Annotated in this window: 17 protein-coding genes and 1 tRNA gene; 7 read left to right on the plus strand and 11 right to left on the minus strand. The window is 73.3% G+C overall.

What is annotated here, in order from left to right; genetic code table 11:
• Nucleotides 1-514 (plus strand): MarR family winged helix-turn-helix transcriptional regulator (locus ACIWVC_RS22380; protein WP_396446977.1); only part of this gene is annotated, 514 nt, incomplete at its 5' end.
• Here the strand turns inward: ACIWVC_RS22380 and ACIWVC_RS22385 are convergent.
• The 5 genes from ACIWVC_RS22385 to ACIWVC_RS22405 are packed head-to-tail and all read right to left on the minus strand — an operon-like array spanning nt 511 to nt 5,392.
• The gene (locus tag ACIWVC_RS22385; RefSeq protein ID WP_396446976.1) at nt 511-1,779 is read right to left on the minus strand and encodes an ABC transporter substrate-binding protein; all 1,269 of its coding nucleotides are present in this window, start codon (nt 1,777-1,779) and stop codon (nt 511-513) included. The two genes, ACIWVC_RS22380 and ACIWVC_RS22385, sit on opposite strands and share 4 nt — an antisense overlap.
• Entirely contained in the window at nt 1,776-2,876 is a 1,101-nt protein-coding gene (locus ACIWVC_RS22390) for a branched-chain amino acid ABC transporter permease (protein ID WP_396446975.1), read from the minus strand. Before ACIWVC_RS22390 ends, ACIWVC_RS22385 begins: the two co-directional genes overlap by 4 nt.
• A complete protein-coding gene (locus ACIWVC_RS22395) occupies nt 2,869-3,759 on the minus strand; it encodes a branched-chain amino acid ABC transporter permease (protein WP_396446974.1) in 891 nt (296 codons plus the stop codon). The genes ACIWVC_RS22390 and ACIWVC_RS22395 overlap by 8 nt, the downstream gene beginning before the upstream one ends.
• On the minus strand, nt 3,756-4,595 hold the full coding sequence (locus ACIWVC_RS22400) for an ABC transporter ATP-binding protein (protein WP_396446973.1): 840 nt from the start codon (nt 4,593-4,595) through the stop codon (nt 3,756-3,758). Before ACIWVC_RS22400 ends, ACIWVC_RS22395 begins: the two co-directional genes overlap by 4 nt.
• Nucleotides 4,592-5,392 carry an ABC transporter ATP-binding protein gene (locus ACIWVC_RS22405; protein WP_396446972.1) on the minus strand — a complete coding sequence of 267 codons (801 nt, stop codon included), beginning with the start codon at nt 5,390-5,392 and terminating at the stop codon, nt 4,592-4,594. The genes ACIWVC_RS22400 and ACIWVC_RS22405 overlap by 4 nt, the downstream gene beginning before the upstream one ends.
• A 172-nt stretch (nt 5,393-5,564) precedes the next feature.
• Here ACIWVC_RS22405 and ACIWVC_RS22410 point away from each other — a divergent pair, with 172 nt between their 5' ends.
• The gene (locus tag ACIWVC_RS22410) at nt 5,565-6,314 is read left to right on the plus strand and encodes a neutral zinc metallopeptidase (protein ID WP_396446971.1); all 750 of its coding nucleotides are present in this window, start codon (nt 5,565-5,567) and stop codon (nt 6,312-6,314) included.
• Here ACIWVC_RS22410 and ACIWVC_RS22415 read toward each other — a convergent pair.
• Nucleotides 6,307-6,597, minus strand: a complete 291-nt coding sequence (locus ACIWVC_RS22415) for an MTH1187 family thiamine-binding protein (RefSeq protein WP_396446970.1) — start codon at nt 6,595-6,597, stop codon at nt 6,307-6,309. The two genes, ACIWVC_RS22410 and ACIWVC_RS22415, sit on opposite strands and share 8 nt — an antisense overlap.
• Before the next feature lie 10 nt (nt 6,598-6,607).
• The gene (locus tag ACIWVC_RS22420) at nt 6,608-6,994 is read right to left on the minus strand and encodes a hypothetical protein (protein WP_396446969.1); all 387 of its coding nucleotides are present in this window, start codon (nt 6,992-6,994) and stop codon (nt 6,608-6,610) included.
• A 66-nt stretch (nt 6,995-7,060) separates the two neighbouring features.
• On the opposite strand from ACIWVC_RS22420, the gene ACIWVC_RS22425 reads away from it, so the two are divergent.
• On the plus strand, nt 7,061-7,834 hold the full coding sequence (locus ACIWVC_RS22425) for an enoyl-CoA hydratase-related protein (protein ID WP_396446967.1): 774 nt from the start codon (nt 7,061-7,063) through the stop codon (nt 7,832-7,834).
• A 179-nt stretch (nt 7,835-8,013) separates the two neighbouring features.
• Here the strand turns inward: ACIWVC_RS22425 and ACIWVC_RS22430 are convergent.
• Nucleotides 8,014-8,087: transfer RNA gene (locus tag ACIWVC_RS22430), tRNA-Ile, on the minus strand.
• 154 nt (nt 8,088-8,241) lie between these two features.
• Here ACIWVC_RS22430 and ACIWVC_RS22435 point away from each other — a divergent pair.
• Genes ACIWVC_RS22435 through ACIWVC_RS22445 form a run of 3 tightly spaced genes read left to right on the plus strand, consistent with a single transcriptional unit; the run spans nt 8,242 to nt 11,186 of the window.
• Complete coding sequence (locus ACIWVC_RS22435; protein WP_396446966.1) at nt 8,242-8,922, plus strand: LppX_LprAFG lipoprotein; 681 nt, start codon at nt 8,242-8,244, stop codon at nt 8,920-8,922.
• Between the two features lie 9 nt (nt 8,923-8,931).
• Nucleotides 8,932-10,530 (plus strand): MFS transporter, encoded by a 1,599-nt coding sequence (locus ACIWVC_RS22440; RefSeq protein WP_396446965.1) that lies wholly within the window; start codon nt 8,932-8,934, stop codon nt 10,528-10,530.
• Nucleotides 10,531-10,574: 44 nt separating this feature from the next.
• Nucleotides 10,575-11,186 carry a hypothetical protein gene (locus ACIWVC_RS22445; RefSeq protein ID WP_396446964.1) on the plus strand — a complete coding sequence of 204 codons (612 nt, stop codon included), beginning with the start codon at nt 10,575-10,577 and terminating at the stop codon, nt 11,184-11,186.
• Between the two features lie 6 nt (nt 11,187-11,192).
• Here the strand turns inward: ACIWVC_RS22445 and ACIWVC_RS22450 are convergent, their stop codons facing one another.
• The 3 genes from ACIWVC_RS22450 to ACIWVC_RS22460 form a co-directional block, all read right to left on the minus strand.
• A complete protein-coding gene (locus ACIWVC_RS22450) occupies nt 11,193-11,897 on the minus strand; it encodes a 3-keto-5-aminohexanoate cleavage protein (RefSeq protein ID WP_396446963.1) in 705 nt (234 codons plus the stop codon).
• A gap of 23 nt (nt 11,898-11,920) precedes the next feature.
• Complete coding sequence (locus ACIWVC_RS22455; RefSeq protein WP_396446962.1) at nt 11,921-13,885, minus strand: hypothetical protein; 1,965 nt, start codon at nt 13,883-13,885, stop codon at nt 11,921-11,923.
• A 287-nt stretch (nt 13,886-14,172) separates the two neighbouring features.
• The gene (locus tag ACIWVC_RS22460) at nt 14,173-16,311 is read right to left on the minus strand and encodes an amino acid permease (protein WP_396446961.1); all 2,139 of its coding nucleotides are present in this window, start codon (nt 16,309-16,311) and stop codon (nt 14,173-14,175) included.
• Between the two features lie 375 nt (nt 16,312-16,686).
• On the opposite strand from ACIWVC_RS22460, the gene ACIWVC_RS22465 reads away from it, so the two are divergent.
• Nucleotides 16,687-17,595 (plus strand): gamma-glutamyltransferase (locus tag ACIWVC_RS22465; RefSeq protein WP_396454532.1); only part of this gene is annotated, 909 nt, incomplete at its 3' end.

A 17,595-nucleotide genomic window follows, 5' to 3' on the forward strand; every position in this document is an offset into this window, starting at 1 on the left:
CACCGAGCCCGGCACCGAGACTCCCGCCGGACCGCCGGCCGGCCCGGCGGCCGAGGTCGCCGCGCGCGCCTGGCGCAACCTGGGCATCGTGTTCCACGAGCGCAACGACCGGCGCCGCGAGGTCGCCGAGGCGCTCGGCATGAGCTTCTTCCGGGCCAAGGCGCTGCGCCGCATCGCCGCCGCGGCGGAGCCGCTGACGCTCAGCGACGTCGCCGAGCTGCTGCTCACCGACCGCCCCTACGCCACCGTCGTCGTGGACGACCTCGTCGGCCGCGGCCTGGTCGAGCGGACCCCGAACCCGGCCGACCGGCGCGCCAAGCTCCTCACCGCGACCGAGGCGGGCCGCGCCGCGGCGGCGGAGGCCGAGCGCATCCTCGCCACACCGCCGCCGGAGCTGTACGACGTCCCGGCCGAGGACCTCGCCGCCCTCGACCGGATCGCCCTTCGCCTGCTGGGGGAGTCCCGGTCGCCCGAGGAGACCGCCCCCGGGCAGACCGCCCCCGAGGAGACCTAGGCCCCGGACGGGACCTTGTAGGTCTCGGCGGCCTCGGACTCCTGCGGCCCCCGCTCGACCACCATGCCGCCGAGCGCCTTGGCGTCCGTGCGCAGGATGTAGGTCTTGCGGGTGCCCGGCTCGTCCACCTTCGAGAAGTCCATCGGGGTGCCGTAGCCGCCGTCGTGCGCGGTCGTCGACCGGTGCGCGTTGATCACGCCCTCGCGGGTGAGGTCCTTGGCCTCGCACGCCTTCTTCAGCGCGTCCGCGAAGATCACCGCGCCGGTGTAGCCGTTGACGACCGCGCTGTCGCGCGGCTGCCCCGGGTACTTCTTGCCGTAGTCGTCCGCCAGCTTCTTGATCGCCGGCAGGTCGGACGAGATCGGCGCGCCCGCGCTGGCGAGGTAGAAGTCCTTCAGCAGCGCGGGCGCGGCCGGGGTCTGCAGCAGCTGCGGGGAGAACCCGGAGTTGCTCGCCACGATCGGCACCATGATCCCCTTGGCCCGCGCGACGCCCGCGAGGGACGCCGACTGCTTCGGCCCGGCGCTCATCAGGATCGCCGCGACGCCGGCCTCCTTCAGCGCGGAGACCTGCGCGGTCATGTCGTTGTCGGTCGCCTTGATCTTCTGCTCGACGATCTTCAGGCCGAGCTTCCCGGCCGCGTACTTGGAGCCGGCGAGCGCGCTCTCGCCGTAGTCGCCCTCGAAGTACACGTGCCCGATCTTGTCGCCCTTCCGGATCCCCTTCTCCTTCGTGAGGAAGTCCAGGGCGTTGATCATGTCGATGTCGTAGGTGGTGCCGGTGACCTGGATGTACTTGTTGCCGAGCAGCGTCGTCGCCCACGCGTTCGGGATGACGAACATCTTGTCGGACGTGATCCGCTGCTTGAGCGCCGTCACCATCGGCGACCCGACGAACTGGGCGAGGCCGATGACCTGCGACTGCATCTCGCTGTACCCGGAGACGGCCTTCTGCACGTCGTAGCCGTGGTCGCGCACGACCAGCTCGATCTTGCGGCCGCAGATGCCGCCCTGCGCGTTGACCTGCTCGAAGTACATCTGCTGCGCCTGGGTGAGGCTCTTGCCGAGCGGCGCGTACACGCCGGTCAGGTCGGTCGCGGCGCCGACGCGGATCGTGTCCGCGGTGACGCCGGGGCCGGTCTTGACGCCGTCCTCGCCGGTGCTCCCGGCGCCGCCGGTCGCCTTGCTGCTGCAGCCGGACGCCATGCCCAGCGGCAGCGCCACCGCCAGCGCCGCGACCGCCGTCAGCCGTGCCGTTCGGTTCATACTGGTTGCTCCTCTTTTTCGAGTCGGGTGAGGGGACTGGCGGCCCGGCGCCGGGACGCGGCCGCGCGCAGCCGCGGCCACATACCGGCCAGGCCGCCGGGCAGGAACAGGACGACGGCGACGACGGCGGCGCCGTACAGGATCCGGGCGGCCTCGGCGGGGGAGACCCCGGCGGAGCCCGGCGCGGCGACGAGCGGCAGGTCGTCGCCGAAGCGGGTGAGGAGCTGCGGCAGGACGGACACGAACACCGCGCCCGCGACCGCCCCGGCGACCGAGCCGAGCCCGCCGATGACGATCATGGCCAGGTAGTCCAGGGACAGGAACATCCCGAAGTAGTCCGGGACCGTCCGGCGGAACGCCAGCGCGAGCAGCGCCCCGGCCGCGCCCGCGTACATCGACGACAGCACGAACACCCCGGCGCGGTAGCGCGCCACGGGCACGCCCATCACGGCCGCCGCCGTCTCGTGGTCGCGGATCGTGTTCATCGCCCGGCCGGGGCGGCCGCGCAGGATGCCGCGCGCGATCCACGCCGCCGGGATCAGCAGCAGGACGGCGAGGAACCAGAGCCGCTCCAGCGCGCCGAGCGGCACGTTGAACACCACCAGCTCGGGCGAGTCGTCGAAGCGGAACCCGGCCAGCTCCATCGGCGGGACGTCCCGGCCGTTGAAGCCGCCGGTGACGGTCTCGGCGTTGAACAGCACGTGCTGCCCGATGAAGATCAGCGCGAGCGACGCGATGCCGAGGTAGACGCCGCGCAGCCGCCCGGCGATGGGGCTGAACAGCCCGCCCGCGACGCCGGCCAGCACGATCGCGCCGGCGAACGCCAGCGGCGTCGGCAGCCCGAGGCCCGCGACGTGCGGCCCGTCGTCGGACGCCAGGTACACGTACCCGTAGGCGCCGACCGCGAGGAAGAACGCGTGCCCCATCGACAGCTGCCCGGTCGCGCCGGTCAGCAGGTTCAGGCCGATCGCGCCGATCGCCGCCGACATCGCGAACAGGCCGGTCTGCAGCCAGAACGCGTCCAGGTAGAAGGGCATGGCGAGCAGGACGAGGGTCCCCGCGAGCACCGCCGCGAGGCGGAACGGACGTTCAGACACGCGACAGCTCCCTCGTCCCGAACAGCCCGGCCGGGCGGACCAGGAGCACCAGCAGCATCACCAGGAAGGGCGCGACCTCCCCGATGCCGCGTCCCATGAACGCGAGGTCGCCCTGGTAGCCGGTCACGAGCGACTCGGTGAGCCCGACGATCAGGCCGCCGGCGAGCGCGCCGGTCGTCGAGTCGAGCCCGCCGAGGATCGCGGCCGGGAACGCCTTCATCGCCGCGAAGGAGGTGCTGCGGTCGAGTCCGGGCGTGGGGAACACGGTGAGGAACAGCGCCGCGACCGCCGCGAGCGCCCCGGCGACCGCCCACGCGGCCAGCGACACGCGGGTCAGCCGGACGCCCATCAGCGCCGCCGTCTCCCCGTCCTCGGCCGCCGCGCGCATCGCCACGCCCCACGAGGTGTAGCGGAACGCCGCCAGGAACGCCGCGATGAGCAGGGACGCGACCGCGAACGCCGCGATGCGGGTCTGCGCGATGCCGACGCCGCCCACGTGCACGATCTTGTTCTGCCAGGGGTCGCCCATCGACAGGACCTGCGTGCCGATCTGCCGCGTCAGCGCGGTCGTCAGCACGATGTCGACGCCGATCGTGACGATCGCGAGCACCGCGTGGTGCTCGACGCGGGCGCGGCGCAGCACCAGCAGCTCCACCAGCGCGCCCGCGGCGGCGGCCGCGGCGACGCCCGCGCCGAGCGCCGGCAGGAACCCGATGTCGTCGTGCAGGACCGCCGTCGCGTAGCCGCCGACGAGCAGCAGCGACGCGTGCGCGAAGTTGACCACCTCGGTGGCCTTGAAGATGATCACGAAGCCGAGGGCGATCAGCGCGTACACCGATCCCGCCGAGACCCCGTTGACCACCAGCTCGATGAACGTGCTCAAGGGTTTCCCTCCGATGGTTCCGCCGGCTCGCGGGCGGCGCCGAGGTAGGCGCGGATCACCGCGGGGTCCCGCTGCACCCGCTCCGGCGCGCCGCCCGCGATGCGCCGGCCGAAGTCCAGGACGGTGACCTCGTCGGCGAGGCGCATGACCATCCCCATGTCGTGCTCGACCAGCAGGACCGAGACGCCGAGGTCGGCGCGGACCCGGGCGATCACCTCGGCCATCCGCCGGCGCTCCGCGCCGTTCATCCCGGCGACGGGCTCGTCCAGGAGCAGCAGCCGGGGCTCCATCGCGAGCGCACGGGCCAGCTCGACCCGCTTCTGCACGCCGTACGCGAGCAGCCCGACGGGCGCGGCCAGATGCTCGCCGACCCCGACGAACCGGGCGATGTCGCGGACCCGCGCCCGGTGCCGGGCGTCCTCGCGGCGCGCCCGCGGCAGCCGCAGCCCAGCCGACACGAACCCGGCCCTGGTCAGCCGGTGCCGCCCGAGCATCAGGTTGTCCTCGACCGACAGGTGCCGGGACAGGGCGATGTTCTGGAAGGTCCGGGCGACGCCGAGGCCGGCGATCCGGTGCGGCGGCAGCGCGGTCAGCTCCGCGCCGCCGAACCGGACGCTGCCCTCGCTCGCCCGGTACACGCCGGACAGCACGTTGAAGCACGTCGACTTGCCCGCGCCGTTCGGCCCGATGACCGCATGGACGCTGCCGGGCGCGACGGTGAACCCGACCCCGTCCAGCGCGGTCAGCCCGGCGAACCGCACCGTGAGCCCGTCGACCACCAGCTCGGCCGGCTCCGCGTCCCGCGCGGGGGCGGCCCCGCGCCTCGCCCCGCTCATCCGGCCCACCGCTCCAGCGAGGGCGGCGCCGGATCGCCGGGCCCGCCGTCCTCGTCCTCGCCGCCGACGCCGAGGTACCGCCGCCGGACCTCGTCGCTCGCGGCCAGCTCCGCCGACGGCCCGTGCAGCGTCACCGCGCCGACCTCCAGCACGTGCGCGGACGACGACAGCTCCAGCGCCAGCGCCGCGTTCTGCTCGATCAGCAGGATCGCCGTGCCCTGCAGGTTGATCTCCCGGACGGTCTGCGCGATCCGCTCGGCCATCAGCGGCGCCAGGCCGAGCGTCGGCTCGTCCAGCAGCAGCACCGACGGGCACGCCATCAGCGCCCGCCCGATCGCGAGCATCTGCTGCTCGCCGCCGGACAGCAGCCCGGCCCGCTGCCGGGCCCGCTCGGCGAGCACCGGGAACAGCTCCAGCACCCGCTCGTGCGCCTTGGCGGCCGCGCCGCGGCCGGGCGCCCCGAGCGCGCCCGCCCGCAGGTTCTCCTCCACGCTGAGCCGGCCGAACACCCGGCGCCCCTCCGGAACCTGCACCACCCCGGCCGCCACGACGGTGGCCGGGTGCAGCCCGACGAGGGACCGGTCGCCGAGCCGGACCGTGCCGGTGTCCACCGAGCCGCGGTGGAACGGCAGCGTTCCCGAGATCGCGCGGAGCAGCGTCGTCTTGCCCGCCCCGTTCGCGCCGAGCACGGCCGTGACCGACCCCGCGGGGACGTCCAGCGAGACGCCGCGCAGGGCCCGCACCGCCCGCCCGTAGCTCACCGACAGATCGCGGACCGCGAGGGTCCCGTTCGCCATTCGCCCCTCCGTAAGTTCGTGTGGCGGGCAGCCCAGCATGGGCCGCCGACCTGCGTCTACGGGGCCGCGGCAAGACGGGGCGCGGGTCCAATCGAACGTCGTTCGGGTTGTGCTCGGAGCACAGTCGGGCCGCTTTTCGACCATCTGGGGGCGCGCGTGCGTATGTCCCGTCATGAGGGAGACTGCACGCAATCTGACGCGGCGGTGGCGGGCCGGAGCCGCCGCCGCCGCGATGCTCGCGCTGACCGGCGCGTGCCAGTTCGAGTTGCGGCCGCCGCCCGGTCAGGCCCGCCCGGCGGCGCAGAACACCGCGGCCGCGGACTCGCCCGCCCCGGAGCAGAGCGCGCCGGGCACGTTCGACGAGGCGGAGTTCCAGGAGGATCTGCGGACCGCGGAGACGGCCACGGACGATTTCTGGCGGCGGCACTGGACGCAGCTGTTCACCGGCGGCTACAGCTCACCGCGCGTTGTGGGGCTGTACAACGGGCGCGATCCGCGTTCGGCGCCGCTGTGCGGCAAGGACCGCCTGACGCCCGACAACGCGGCGTACTGCCCGTCCGGCGACTACGTCGCGTGGGACGCGCACCTCATGCGCTCCGGCTACGCCCGCGGGGACGCATGGGTCTACCTCGTCATCGCGCACGAGTGGGGGCACGCGATCCAGGCCAGGCTCCGCCGCGGGCTGGTGTCGCCGGCCGCCGAGCTGCAGGCCGACTGCCTCGCCGGCGCCGTGCTCTACGGCTCCGCGGACGACGGCACGCTGAAGTTCGAGGAGGGCGACGAGCAGGAGCTCGTGGACGCCTTCCAGATCATCGGCGACAAGGCGCCCTGGACGAAGCCCGGCGACCACGGCACGGCCGTGCAGCGCCTGCGCAGCTTCTCCCGCGGCGGCGAGAACGGCGTGCAAGCCTGCTTCAGCTGAGGTGGCGCTCCACGGACTCGACCTTGGCGTCGAGGGCGCCGGTGACGCCGGGCCGGATGTCGGCCTTGAGCACGAGGCCGACCCGGGGCGCCCGCGCGGCCACGGCGTCGGTCGCGTCCTTCACCACGGCCATGACCTCGTCCCATTCGCCCTCGACGGTGGTGAACATCGCGTCGGTCCGGTTGGGCAGGCCGCTGGCCCGCACGACCCGGACCGCTTCCGCGACGAGTTCGCCGACCTCTTCCCCCGTGCCGAGCGGGGTCACCGAGAACGCGACGAGCATGGCGCACCTCCTAGGGCTGGACGACCTGTCTCACCACGATCTCATCCAGCCGCCGCTCGACGATCACCCCCACCGGCCAGTCGCGCACGAGGCACCGCAGCAGCGCCGCCTCGTGCTCGGCGAACGCGGGGTCGCAGCCCTGCTGCTCAAGGCTCGACCGGATCGCCAGCACGTAGTCGTCCTCGGTGAAGCCGGGTATCTCCCGGACCATGGCGGTGGTCGTGGCGCGGTGCGAGTTGAGCCCGGCGAACGACCGGCCGCAGCCGCAGCCTCCGTCGGGGTCGTCGCGGTCGCGGGCGCACACCATCCCGATGTGGACGAGTTCGCCCTCGACGCACCAGTCGAAGTCGTTGTCGCGCAATCCCTGGCCGGTGTTGGTGGCGGTGAGCAGCTTCAAGGCCAAACCCCCTCGGTCCTCGGACCCGCCAACCGTACGACGCGGGTCTGACATAACGTCGAGAGCATGAGCGAAGACAACGAGGTCCTGCTGGACCGCGACGGCCCGTTCACCACGATCACCATGAACCGCCCCAAGCGCCGCAACGCCCTCTCGCGGGCGTTCCTCGCCGACCTGACGGCCGCCTTCCGGGCGACCGCAGACACGGACGCCCGCGGCATCGTCCTGGCCGCCAACGGCCCGGTGTTCTCCGCGGGCCACGATTTCTCCGACATGGCCGGCGCCTCCCATGGCGACGTCCGCGACCTGCTGCAGGTCTGCACGGAGCTCGTGCGGACGATCCAGTCCGTCCCGCAGGTGGTCGTGGCCCGCGTGCACGGCCTCGCGACCGCCGCCGGCTGCCAGCTGGTCGCCAGCTGCGACCTGGCCGTCGCCGCCGAGAGCGCCGGTTTCGCCGCGCCCGGCGGCAAGGGCGGCTGGTTCTGCCACACCCCGCTGGTGGCGATCTCCCGCAACATCGGCCGCAAGAGGGCGGCCGAGATGGCCCTCACCGGCGAGGTCATCGACGCGCGGACGGCGGCCGACTGGGGCCTGGTCAACTACGCCGTGCCCGACGCCGACCTGGACAAGGCCACCCTCGACCTCCTGACGCGCGCCACCCAGGGCAGCCCGCGCAGCAAGGCCCTGGGCAAGCAGGCGATGTACGCCCAGCTGGACCGCCCCGAACACGACGCCTACACCTATGCGATCGAGGTGATGGCCGCCACCAGCCAAACCCCGGAGGCCCAAGAGGGCATGCGGGCTTTCCTGGAGAAGCGCCGCCCGACCTGGCCCGCCTGACGCAAGCCCCGCCCCCTCCCGCGAGGCCGTGTGTGATGCGGAAGGTGATCAGCGGCCTGAGCCGGGAGGGGGCGTGGGGGCGGAGCCCCCCACATCGGGGGTCCGGGGGTCGCCCCTCGGAAGAAATGCCGGAAGAGGAACGGTCCGCGCTTTCCGCGGACATGGATCGGCCACCTCTGTAGGGCGGGCGGGACTCGAACCCGCGACCGGAAGATTATGAGTCTTCTGCTCTGACCAGCTGAGCTACCGCCCCGAGGCCGTTCCCCCGGGTGACGGTGGGGGTTTTGCCGGTGCAAGTTTAGCGGCGGCGAGTGGTGGCGAGCGCGGTGATGTCCTCCTTTTGGCGGGGCGATGTCATACCAGGAGGCGAGTGACGGGCGCGGTGACCGGTCGGTAGGGTCCCGCGTATGTCCAGACGCATACTGGCCCTTGTTCCCGTGGTTGTGGCGCTCGTGTTCTCGGGTGCGTGCGATGGCGGGTCGGACGAGCCGGCGAAGAAGGCGGATTTCGACGCCGCGCAGGCGCTGCGGGAGTCGGCGCAGGCGATGGGCGCTTTGCAGAGCGTCGGGTTCTCGCTGGAGTCGGACGGGAAGACGCCGGTCATCGTGAAGAGCGGCGACATGAAGCTGCTGCGGAGCGGGGACGCGCAGGGGACGCTGACGGTCGAGCAGCAGGGCCAGAACGTGGAGATGAAGGTCGTCGCGCTGGGGGACAGCATCTACCTGGACGCGGGGACGGGCGGCTGGCGGAAGCTGCCGAAGGCGCTGGCGGCGAGCGTGTACGACCCGTCGGCGGTGCTGGATCCGCAGCGGGGCATCCCGATGCTGCTGACGTCGTTGAAGTCGCCGGAGCCGCAGGCGGTGGAGAAGGTGGGCGGCGCGGAGGCGTACCGGGTGGGCGCGAAGCTGCCGAAGGCGCAGATCTCGGAGCTGATCCCGGGGATCAACGCGGACCTGGACGGCCAGGTGTGGGTGAGCAAGGCCGACCACCGGCTGGTGAAGGTGCGCGGGAAGTTCCCGAAGGGCGGCGCGGTGGTCGTCTCGTTCACCGAGTTCGACGCGCCGTACAAGATCAGCGCACCGAAGTAGGCGGTCGGGGTGAGGGTGCGGCGCCGGGTCGCCATCGGGGCGGGCGGCGCGGTGGTGCTGCTGGCCGCGCTGGACGCCTATGTGGTGACGACGGTCCTGGTGCCGATGGTCAAGGACGTCGGGATCCCGATCAACCGCCTGGAGCGGGTGACGCCGGTCCTGACGGGGTTCCTGCTGGGGTATGTGGCGGCGATGCCGCTGCTCGGGCAGCTGTCGGACCGGTTCGGCCGCCGGCCGCTGCTGCAGGCGTGCCTGGTGTTCTTCGCGGCGGGGTCGGTGGTGACGGCGCTGGCGCAGGACGTGCCGGTGCTGACGGCGGGCCGGGCGGTGCAGGGCGTGGCGGGGGGTGCGCTGCTGCCGGTGACGATGGCGCTGGCCGGTGACCTGTGGGAGGAGCGGCAGCGGCCGGTGGTGCTCGGCGCGGTCGGGGCCGCGCAGGAGCTGGGCAGCGTCCTCGGCCCGCTGTACGGGGCGGGGGTCGCGGCGGCACTGGGCTGGCGGGCGATCTTCTGGATCAACGTGCCGCTGGTGGCCGCGGCGATGATCGCGGTGCAGGCCGCGGTGCCGGGCGGGCGGCGGGAGGGGCCGCGGCCGGGCGTGGACGTGGTCGGCGGCCTGCTGCTGGCGCTGGGCCTGGGGCTGCTGGTCGCGGCCGTCTACAACCCGGAGCCGGAGGAGTCGGCGCTGCCGCCGTGGGGGCCGCCGGTGCTGGGCGCGGGCGCGGCGGTGCTGGCGGTGTTCGTCCTGTGGGAGGTCAGGGCGAGGACGCGGCTGCTCGACCTGTCGGGGGTGCGGCGGGGGCCGCTGCTGGCGACGCTCGGGGTGAGCCTGCTGTCGGGCGCGGCGCTGATGGTGACGCTGGTGGACGTGGTGCTGGTGGCGCAGACCGTCCTGGACAAGGACGCCGCGGAGGGCGCGCTGCTGCTGACGAGGTTCCTGGTGGCGCTGCCGGTCGCGGCGGTGGCCGGCGGGCTGGTGGCGCGCCGGGTGGGGGAGCGGTGGCCGATGGCGGCGGGCATGGCCGTCTCCGCGGGCGGCTACCTGCTGATCGCGGGCTGGCCGGCCGATCTGGCGGACGCCTCGTACGGGCCGCTCCCGCGTATGGACGTCGATCTCGTGGTGACGGGGCTCGGCCTGGGCCTGGTGATCGCGCCGGTGTCGTCGGCGGTGCTGGCGTTCGTGCCGGCGGCGCGGCACGGGGTCGCCTCGGCCGCCGTGGTGGTGGCCAGGATGATGGGGATGCTGCTCGGCGTGTCGGCGCTGTCGGCGTGGGGCTTCTACCGGTTCCACGCGCTGACGGCCGAGCTGAAGCCGCCGCTGCCGTTCCTGATGTCGAAGCGGGAGTTCGCGCGGCAGATGGAGGTCTACAACGCGGCTCTGCAGGAAGCCCTGCGCACCGAGTACCAGGAGATCTTCTGGATCACCGCCGGGATGTGCGCGCTCGGGGCGCTGCTGGCGCTCGCGGTGGGCGCGCGGCGCCCCGCGGGTCCGGACGATGACCCAATTCGGTCATCAACCCGGCATATGGGACGCGATCCGGGAAATGATTCGGCCAGCGGCGATGTGCCGATCAACGAACTCGGGAATATTCTCGGTAAAGAAGGCTGAAGAGCCTCTTGCCGGGAGGGCGCTCCCCGGGGAGGTGAACGCAGATGCGCAGGTCAGGCATCCGCCGCGGAGGCACGCCCGTGGCCAGGCTGCGGCGTCGGCTCGGGCTGGAGCGGAACGAGCTGCGCCGCCGGGTGGACCGCGTCCAGCGGCTGGTGGCCCTGGGGCTGCTCCTGCTGCTGCTCGGCACCGCGCCGCCGGTCGCGGCGCTCGCCGTCTCCTGGTCCTACAGCGCGGGGATGCACGCGGAGAACGCCGAGCGGGCGAGCCGCCACCAGGTGGTCGCCACCGTCACCTCCACCGGCGGGATCGGCTCCTCCGGCGACCGCTACATCCACGAGACGGTGCAGGCGACCTGGCCGGGCGTGAACGGCGAGCCGCGCGTCGGGACGCTGCCGAGCTGGAAGAACGTCAAGGTCGGCGCGCATAGGACGATCTGGATCGACCGGCACGGCAACCCGACCGTGCGCCCCCGCCCGCACAGCCGGACGGTGACCGACGCCGTCTACGCGGGCGCCGCGGCCGTCCTCGGCTGCGCGATCCCGGTGCTGTTCGCCTATGTGCTCGTCCGCCGCCGCTGCGACCGGCACCGCGACGAGATGTGGGACGCCGAGTGGGCGCGGCTCGACGCCGCCGGCCACAACCCCCGCTCCTGACGCCGGCTACGGGACGAGCATCGCGCGGGCCGTCTGGATCAGCACCGCGTTGTCGTCGACCGGGGAGCCGTCCGGGAGGGTGAGGGTGTCCTCCAGCCCGATCCGTACGTCCAGGTTGTGCCGGACGGCGAGGCGCAGCACCGGCCAGGCGCCGCCGTCCTCGCCGTGCAGCAGGATGGGGCGTTCGTGCCCGGTGCCGATGGCGTGCAGCAGCGCCTTGGCCGTGCCGAGGGCGCTCTGCGGGTCGGTGTCGGTGACCTCGGCGAGGACCCGCAGCACGCGGTGGGCGTGCGGCCAGCGCAGGAACCGCTCGGCGGCCTCGGTGCCGGAGAAGATGCCCGCCTCGACCGCGACGCCCCGTTCCAGCAGCGTCTCGGCGACCAGTTCGGCGCCGGCCTCGTGGAAGTTCACCGACGCGTGGTCGGGCAGGACGGTCCAGGACCGGATCAGCGCGGCGCGCTCGGCCGGGTCCGGCTCCGCCCAGGCGCCCGTGGTGACGCCGACGCGGATGTTCGGGGTCGCCGCGCGGACGGCGGTGACCGTCTCGGCGACGTGGAAGGCGTCCAGGGTGTCGGCGCCCGTGCCGTCCTTGGGGTGCAGGTGCGCGTCCTGCGCACCGACGTCGGCGGCGGCGCGGACCGCGGCGGCGACCTCCTCCGCCGAGACCGGCACGCCCTTCGTCCGTGGACCGTTCGGGCAGACCTGGAGCATGGTCCGATCTTCTCAGGTAGGGGTCAGGGGGTGATGACGCAGGGTCCCCCTCCGCACACGTCCACGACCGTCCCGGTCTTCAGGAACACCGCCTTCTGCCGGCGGGCGTCGGGGTTGTTGCGGGGGTCGGAGTGCGGGTCGCGGCCCTGCGTCGGCGGTGTGTTCGTCAGCGGCGGCGCAGGGGAGCCGCTGTCCCAGACGACCATGGCGGAACCGTCGTAGGAAGACCCGAAGGTCGGGATCCCCCAGTAGGGCGCCTTGTCGGGGTTGCGCCCCGGCAGCACGGTCGGCGCGTGGATGCGGGCGCCGATCGTGCGGGCCTCGACCTCGGCCGCCACGGGCGCCACCTGGTGGTCGCCGAACGCCACGTGCATCAGCACGCGGTGCTTCGGCGTGTTGGGCAGCGGGTCGTCCGTCATGTGCCAGGCGTAGCCGTCGGCCTCGCCGCGGTCCCACAGCATCTGGATCAGCGCGATGCCGATCTGCTGGTCGAGCTTGTCCGGGTAGAACAGGTCGAGGACCTGCGCGTACTGGGGGAAGTCGGCGCTGCGGTTGAGCAGCGTGCTGTAGTTCATCGCCGGGACGCCGAGGACGGCGCGCCGGATGTCGGGGGAGACGGCGGTGAGGGCGCCGCCCATGATGCCGCCCTGGCTGTTGCCGTCGTAGGTCAGCTGCGCCTTCGTGTCGATCAGCGACCGCCCCGCACCGTCCTGGAACGCCTTGTTCCCGGCGAACCCGCGGGTCATGGCGCGGCCGAGGAAGGTGAAGTCGAGGAGGCTCTGCTGGAGGCGGTCGGCGACCGTCCGGAACCGGGTGAGGTCGGCGAGCGCCGTGATCACGTTCGGGACGTCCTCCTCGGACATGCCGATCCACCGCGTCGCGCAGAAGACGAAGCCGTGCTCGGCCGCCATCGACTTGACGTTCCCCGCGTCGACCTCGTCCTCGCCGCCGAGCAGCCCGTGCCCGTAGAGGGCCGGGCGGGCGGGGGCGTCGAACGCCGACCTCGGGATCTCGCACTGGAACGGGACGGCCTGCGAGTTCCCGGGAAGCTGCTCGGGCTGCCCGTCCCGGCCCCGGTGCAGGGACGATCCGGGCAGGCCGCCGTACTGGTCGAGGTAGCTCGGCGCCCAGACGATGCCCTTGACCTCGCGCGCGATCCGCTCGTCCACGTCGTCGGTCACCTGCGTCACGAAGAACGACGGCGACCGGTCGCCGAGCTTGCGGAGCGCCTCGTCGCGCATGTGCAGGATCGGCCCGGCGAGGCTCTGCCGGCTCGCGACGGTGAAGTCCCACGCGAGGTAGAGGCCGTCGCGGCCCACGCCGTGCGCCTTCAGCGCGGCGAGGACCTTGCGCTCGTCTCGCTGCCGCTGCGCGAGCGGGTCGCCGGACGGCAGGTCCGGGCCGAGGATCTTCGCGAACGCCGCGTTCGGCGGGATCGGGTTCCCGGACGCGTCGCGCAGGTTGCGGAAGGCGACCGCGTAGTGGTGGCCCTCCCGGAAGTTCTTCGCCGGACGGACGATCAGCGCCTTCCGGTCGGCGGGTGCGTTCGCGTCCAGCTCCGCCCAGTACGGCCAGCGCTCGCCGGTCGCGGTGTCCACGATGACGATCGGGGCGTCGGCGCGCAGCGAGGAGCCGATGTCGGTGATCGGCGCCGCGCCGGTGCGGGTGAGGTCGACGCCCGGGACGCGCAGGAGCAGCGGCGATCCGGGGGAGAAGCCGTCCGCCCGGTTCCACTCGCCCGGCGACACCGGGACGCCCAGCGCGTTCTTGATCGTCGTCTTGAGGTGGACGCGGCGGCCCGTCGCCGTGCCCCCGTCCGCCACCGTGTACCAGTCGCTCGGGAACGGCAGCAGGCACGCGGCCGGGTCGATCGGGTCGCAGCCGTCGCCCGTCCCCGCGGACGAGGCCGGCGCCGGCGGGACGGCCAGCAGGGCGACGGACGCGGCCGCGGCCGCCAGGGCCGAGAGCGTGCGCTGGGGGAGACGCACCGTCCACCTCCGGAAGATCCACGGCGTTCAGCGGGATCTTGGTCTCACCGGAGGCCGAGGTCAATGGGTGTCCGATGGTGGCCACGGTGTTCGTCGGCCGAGGCGGGCCCGAAGGAGCGCGGCACGACCGGTTCCCCAGCGCCTCCTCGATCGTCTCGACGGGGTCGCCGAGCGGCGCGTAGACCGGCACTCGGGGACGACGAAAAGGCGGGCGCCGCCCCCCGGCGAGGGGAGGCGGCGCCCGCCGCGTTCGGCGGAACTTCACAAAGGAGGCTCCGGGCTGGGGCTCAGCGGCGGCGCCGGCCGCCGGGCGGCTCCTCGTCGTAGCCCTGCTCGTAGCCCTGCTCGTACCCCTGCTCGTACCCGTGCTCCTCGTACCCGTGCTCGCCGTAGTCGCTCTCGCGGAAGGTCGGGCCGGCGTAGGGCTGCTCGCCGGAGCCGTACGGCCCGGCCGCGTACGGACCCGACGCGTACGGGTTGGGGACGCCCGGGTCGACGGCGTACGGATCAGCGGACTGGCGCGGCCCGTACGGGCCCGGAGCGTAGGGACCGGACGTCCTTCCGCGGCCGTCGCGGTCGTACGGCTGGAACCGCTCGGGCGGGGGCTGCTCGTCCTGGAAGGGCTCCCGCGCGAACTGGCCGCCCGGCTGCCGGCCGGTCGAGTACCGGCCCGTGGGGTACGGGCTCTCCGGTGCGCCGGGCCGCCGGTCGGCCGGCCACGGGCCGGTCTCGTACGGCCCCGCCTCGTACGCGCCCAGCTCGTACGCGCCCGGCTCGTACGGGCCGGGGGCGGGGCGGACGTCGCCGAGCCCGGGGCCGCCGGCCGGCACCACGCCGGGGGGCAGCGGCCCGGCCGATCCGGGCATCGCCCCCGGCGGCGGCGCGGGGCCCAGTTTCGCGGCGACCGGGCGGTCCGGCGGCGCGTCCAGCAGCAGCTTCATCTGGCTCTTCCGCCGCCCGTACGCCAGGTACAGGGCGATGCCGACCGCCATCCAGATCGCGAAGTACGCCCACGTCTCGACCTTGAGGTTCAGCATCAGCCAGCCGATCGCGAGGATCGTCGCGATCACCACGAGCGGCGCGGCGGGCATCCGGAACGGCCGGTGCAGGTCGGGCTGGGAGTGCCGCAGCGCCAGCACGGCGGCGGCGACGAACAGGAAGGCGAACAGCGTCCCGATCACGACGAGCTGCTCCAGCGTCAGCACGTCGATCGTCTGCGACATGACGACCGCCGCGCCGCCCGCGAGGAGGGTGGCGCGGGACGGCACCTTGTACCGGCTCATCGCGGCGAGCGGGCGCGGGAGCAGGCCGTCCCGGGCCATCGAGAACACCACCCGGGTCAGGCTGATCACCACCACCAGGATGACGGTGGTCAGCGCCAGTACCGCGCCCACGTCGACGATCTTGCCCATCGCGCCCGCGCCGACCTCGTCGAACGCCGCGGCGATCAGCAGCTTGTCCGGGTCGAGCTTGGCGAAGCCGTCCATGCCGACCATGCCGACGAGCGCGATCGCGACCGCCGCGTACAGCACGATCGTGGTGAGCAGGGCGGTGAGGATGCCGCGCGGCACCTTGCGGGGCGCGTCGTCGGTCTCCTCCGAGGCGGTCGCGATGAGGTCGAAGCCGATGTAGGCGAACGCGATGGCCGGCGCGGCGGCGAACAGCCCCCAGACGCCGAACACGTGGGGGGTGCCGCCGCCGAACGCGCCGAGCACGGCGTCCAGCACCGTCCGGTCGCCCTCCGGCGCCGGCTGCGCGGGCGGGATGAACGGGGTGAGGTTGCCGGAGTGGAAGAACTTCAGGCCGGTGGCGATGACGAGGCCGATCACGATGACCTTGGCCATCACCATGTACCACAGCGTCTTCAGGCTCATCCTGCTGCCGGTGGCGAGCATCAGCACCACCAGCAGCAGGATGAAGAAGGCCAGCACGTCCGGCCCCTTGACCTGGCCGATCACCTCGCCCAGCCAGCCGGGTACCGGGACCCCGAAGTCGTTCAGCGCCTGCGTGAAGTACAGCGACCACACCCGCGCCAGCACCGACGCCGCCAGCAGCAGCTCCATGATCAGCGACCAGCCGACCACCCACGCCCACACCTCGCCGAACGCGACGTAGCTGAAGGAGTAGGCGCTGCCCGCGACCGGGATGATCGAGGACAGCTCGGCGAACGCCAGCGCGGCCAGCACGCACACGCCGCCCGCGATGAGGAAGGAGATCAGCACGCCGGGACCGGCGGTCGAGCTGGCCTGCTCCCCGGCGATCTTGAAGATGCCGGAGCCGATCATCACGCCGAGGCCGAGCACGACGAGGTCGCGGGTCCGGTACACCACACGGAGCCGGTGCCGCCCGCCGTAGAGCCGGCCGGTGGCCTGCTCGACCGGCAGCCGGCGGAACATGTTGTTGCGCATGCGCATGTCCAAGGTCATGGTGGTCCCCCTTGGGCCTGGGGCCATGCTGAACCCGCGCCGCTGTTCGCGAGGTGATGGCTTGTCGAAGTCCCTAAGAATTCACCACGTATGAGCATAATCGCAACGTTTTCGCGCGGATCGTTGCCGTCTCGTCGTTGTCGCATCCTGCCAAAGCGCAGGTCGGCGACGTGCCGCAGCGGCTCCCTCACGCTCGGGTGACCGGTCCCCGAACACTTTTCTAATGGAGCGTTCCGATCGAATACCCCCAATTTCCAATGCGGAAAGCGCTTTACGATCTCTGCGGGGCCCGCGTCCGGGGTCGGCCGGTGCGGACGGTGGCATCGGGCGAAGATCGGTGACACCGTAGGGACGCCGCGTTCGTCTGGAGGTCCGGTGTCCCGCTCCCCCTCGCCATCGTCCCCGCCCTCGCCCGCGAAGCCGTCCGCCCGCCCGAGTCCCGGGCCGTCCCGCGTCCGGCGCCGCACGGCGCTCGCCGCCGCGGTGGCGGCCGCCGCGGCGCTGGCCGTGCCCGCCGGCACCGCCGCCGCCGCGCCGGTCCCGGCCCCCGGGCCGCACGCCGGGCACCCGCGGCCCCCGGTCAAGCAGCCGGTCGCCACCGGCTTCGGCGGCGCCGTGTCCACGGTCGACCTGGACGCCAGCCGCACGGCCCTGGACGTCCTCAAGCACGGCGGCAACGCGATGGACGCGGCCGTCGCCGCCGGCGCGACGCTCGGCGTCACCGAGCCGTACGTGTCCGCGATCGGAGGCGGGGGCTACATCACCTACTACGACGCGCGGAAGCGCCGCGTCTACGCCATCGACGGCCGCGAGTTCGCGCCGAAGCGGATGAGGCAGGACGCGTTCATCGACCCCGCCACCGGGCGGCCGCTGCCGTTCGACCAGGCCGTCACCAGCGGGCTCAGCGTCGGCGTGCCCGGCACCCTCGCGCAGTGGGACCTCGCCCTGCGCCGCTTCGGCACCCGCGACCTCGGCCGCCTGCTGCGCCCGGCGATCAAGATCGCCGACCGGGGGTTCGTCGTCGACCAGGAGTTCCACGACCAGACGGCGGTGAACGAGGCCCGCTTCCGCGACATCGTCCCCACCCGCGAGCTGTTCCTGCCGGGCGGGAAGGTCCCCGAGGTCGGCTCGGTGTTCCGCAACCCCGACCTCGCCGACACCTACCGGCAGCTCGCGAGGCGCGGCATCGGCTGGTTCTACGAGGGCGGGCTCGGCAGGGAGATCGCCCGGACGGTCGCCGAGCCGCCCGTCGACCCCGGCGCCGCCCGCGACGTGCGTCCCGGC

It is taken from the genome of Actinomadura sp. (assembly GCF_044508335.1).
Lineage (GTDB): Bacteria > Actinomycetota > Actinomycetes > Streptosporangiales > Streptosporangiaceae > Spirillospora.